This window comes from Bacteroidota bacterium, assembly GCA_018831055.1.
In the GTDB taxonomy this organism is placed as follows: Bacteria; Bacteroidota; Bacteroidia; order Bacteroidales; family B18-G4; genus M55B132.
Map to the genome: position 1 here is coordinate 1 of JAHJRE010000294.1, position 2,094 is coordinate 2,094.

Genomic DNA, 2,094 nt, shown 5'->3' on the forward strand with positions numbered 1-2,094 from the left:
GGTGAAGCGGTTTGATCTCGAACCGATACCGACCGGCTACATGCTGATCGAGTCGGGCAATATGACCTCGGTGCAGTATATTTCGGGCACGCTGCCGATTCCATCGGGGAAAAGCGATATCGCCTGCGCCCATGCGCTGGCGGCGCAGTATCTCGGGATGCGGTTGGTGTATCTTGAGGCAGGCAGCGGCGCCACGCAGCCGGTGCCGGCTTCGATGGTGCGCGATGTCGCGGCGTATGTGGATATACCGCTTCTGGTCGGCGGGGGGCTTTGTTCGCCGGAACAGTGTGCGGAGCGGATAGAGGCGGGGGCGTCATTCGTGGTAGTGGGCAACACGATGGAAGAAGATTCGAGTCACTCGCGTCTGCGCGAGATGACGGCGGCGGTGCATCCGAAGGAGTCTGTCAAGATATGAACGACGAACAGGGTTTTGCCTTTTTGCGCAAGCAGGCCGAGCAGTCGGCGGTATTGCGCAAAGCGGTTATCGAGGATCTCGGGCAGCAGGTGCTCGATATGGCGGCGGTGATCAGCGGCGTAATCGGCGCCGGCGGCAAGCTGCTCTTATGCGGCAACGGCGGCTCGGCGGCGGATGCCTCGCATTTTGCAGGTGAGATGATTGTCCGGTTGACCGCCGAACGCAACCGTCAGTCGCTGCCGGCGCTCGCGTTGAATGCCGATACGATCGTCATGACGGCCGCGGCCAATGACTATGGATTTGAGAATGTTTTTGCCCGGCAGGTGGAGGGGTTAGGGCACAAAGGCGATATGTTGTTCGTGATTTCGACCTCGGGCAATTCGGCCAATCTGATCAAGGCGGTGCAGGCGGCTCGTGAGCGCGGTATGTTGACCGCTGGGCTGCTCGGCGGCAAGGGGGGGCGACTGGCGCCGATGGTCGACCGGGCGTTGATTATTCCGCACACCTCGACTCAGCGCATTCAGGAGGAGCATATTTTCCTGATCCATGTGCTTGTGGAACTGGTGGAAAGCGGACTGTTCGGATGATTTTGCGGACCGGGACATACGCACTTCGTGCTCTCGCTGTCGTGTATCTACTGTTTGTATTTTCATGCACATTTTCGATTGCCGCAGCGCAGATTACGCTGGGGCTGGCGACGGTCCTGTTTCTGCTCACGGTGATGCTAATCCGATATCATCCGACTCGCATGCCGCTGGGTGTGTTCTATGCGTTTGTGCTTGGGTATGTCATCTGGCTGGCGATGTCGAGCGCGGTAGCCTCGACATTCGTTAACGGAATTCTCACGGTTCGTGAGGAGTGGCTGTTTATCGCGATTCCGATTGGCGTACTGGTGGCAAGCGATGACGTCAATAATCGTCGGCTGTTCGCCGCCTTTGGATCCGGGGTGATGTTGATCGCGCTTTATGCTATCATTCAGCATTTCACGGGCTGGTACTGGCTCAAGTCACATCCGTTGCCGCCGGCGCCCGATGGCGGCTATTTGGCGTGCGGCAATTTCCCTCATCCGTTGACGTTCGGTAATTTCTACGCGACCGCAGCGCTCTTTCTGCTAGGGGCGGGTTTTGTGCCCGGCCCGGATTTCAGCAAGCGCCTTCGGACCTTTCTGGTCGTAGCCGGAGTGCTGGCCGCGCTGGCGACGATGCTCTCCTACAGTCGCGGCTCGATCCTCGCCGTGTTGGTCGGGCTGATGCTGGGAGCGGCGATGATTCGCCGCCGGTATCTGATTCACGTAACGGCCTTGATTGTTATCGGGATTGGGGTTGTGGCGCTGGTTCAGCCGGCGACCATGAGCCGGGTCCGGGAGAATTTGAGCCGGGAGATCGGAACTTCGAATGTAATGAGCCGTCTGTTCATTTGGAGTCGGACGGCGGAGATTGTCGCGGAACATCCGGTGTTCGGGGTCGGCCAGGGTAATTTTGCCGCAGCGTATGGGCCGAAAATCCCGGCCGACAGCCGGGAACGGGCGATTCAGGTGCATGCCCATAACGACCTGCTTAATGCCGCGGCGATCGGAGGGATTCCGGCCATGGTGCTGTTCGGGGCGTTGTGGTTTTTCGTGCTGAAGTCGTTCTGGAAGGGGTTTCGGGAGTCCGCGCCGGGGACGCCGGAACGAAGGA

General features: G+C 59.5%; 3 protein-coding genes. All 3 read left to right on the forward strand.

What is annotated here, in order from left to right; translation table 11 throughout:
• On the forward strand, window positions 1–415 hold a 415-nt coding region (locus KKA81_16770; protein MBU2652580.1), incomplete at its 5' end, for a geranylgeranylglyceryl/heptaprenylglyceryl phosphate synthase.
• Window positions 412–1,002, forward strand: coding sequence for an SIS domain-containing protein (locus tag KKA81_16775; protein MBU2652581.1), 591 nt, complete (start codon window positions 412–414; stop codon window positions 1,000–1,002). The genes KKA81_16770 and KKA81_16775, both read left to right, overlap by 4 nt.
• Window positions 999–2,094 (forward strand): O-antigen ligase family protein (locus tag KKA81_16780; GenBank protein MBU2652582.1); only part of this gene is annotated, 1,096 nt, incomplete at its 3' end. The genes KKA81_16775 and KKA81_16780, both read left to right, overlap by 4 nt.

What these genes read in the sequence shown, in the direction of transcription:
- KKA81_16775 (MBU2652581.1), top strand. Translation starts at nt 412, where the DNA reads ATGAACGACGAACAGGGTTTTGCCTTTTTGCGCAAGCAGGCCGAGCAG.